Origin of the sequence: Streptomyces sp. SID12501, assembly GCF_010550245.1 — a bacterium.
Lineage (GTDB): Bacteria > Actinomycetota > Actinomycetes > Streptomycetales > Streptomycetaceae > Streptomyces.
The window spans coordinates 1-703 of record NZ_JAAGLU010000199.1 but is presented as its reverse complement, the minus strand read 5'-3'; the positions used below and the strand labels follow the sequence as shown (position 1 = coordinate 703).

Sequence of the window (703 nt, the reverse complement as noted above, 5' to 3'; positions counted from 1 at the left end):
CCGAGTGGGCGGGCCTGAGCGTCGAGGCGCAGACCGGCGACCCGGCGTCCACCCTGGAGCTGTACCGGGCCGCCCTGCGGATCCGCCGCGAGCAGGCCGACCTCGGTGCGGGCGACCACGTCGAATGGCTGCCCGCCCCCGCCGGGGTGCTGGCGTTCCGCCGGGGCCGCTTCGTGTGCACCGTCAACACCACCGGCGAGCCCGTCGCGTACGCGGCTCCCGGCGCGGGCGAGGTGCTGCTGAGCAGCTGTGCTCCCGACGTCGCCGGTACCGCGTCCGGCGTCCTGCCCGGTGTTCTGCCCGGGGTCCTGCCCGCCGACAGCGCCGTGTGGTGGCGGGGGTGACTTCCCCGTTGCGGCTGACGGACATCGCCGCGCAGGCCCAGGTCAGCGAGGCGACCGTCAGTCGCGTGCTCAACGGCAAGTCGGGCGTGGCCGCCGGCACCCGGCACAAGGTGCTGGCCGCGCTCGACCTGCTCGGCTACGAGCGGCCCGTCCGGCTCAAGCGCCGCAGCAACGGGCTCGTCGGGCTGCTCATCCCCGAACTCACCAACCCGATCTTCCCGGCGTTCGCCAAGGTCATCGAGCAGGCGCTGGCCGGCAACGGATACACGCCGGTGTTGTGCACGCAGAAGCCGGGCGGGGCCACCGAGGACGAACTGGTGGAACAGTTGGAGGAACGCGGGGTCACCGGCATCGTCTTC

At 73.4% G+C, this 703-nt stretch carries 2 protein-coding genes; both read left to right on the top strand.

The window, feature by feature from the left end; all coding sequences use genetic code 11:
• Positions 1-344: DUF3459 domain-containing protein (locus G3I71_RS45220; RefSeq protein ID WP_164324735.1), on the top strand; the 344-nt coding region annotated here is incomplete at its 5' end.
• A partial coding sequence (locus G3I71_RS45215) for a LacI family DNA-binding transcriptional regulator (RefSeq protein ID WP_343243285.1) occupies positions 332-703 on the top strand: 372 nt, incomplete at its 3' end. The genes G3I71_RS45220 and G3I71_RS45215, both read left to right, overlap by 13 nt.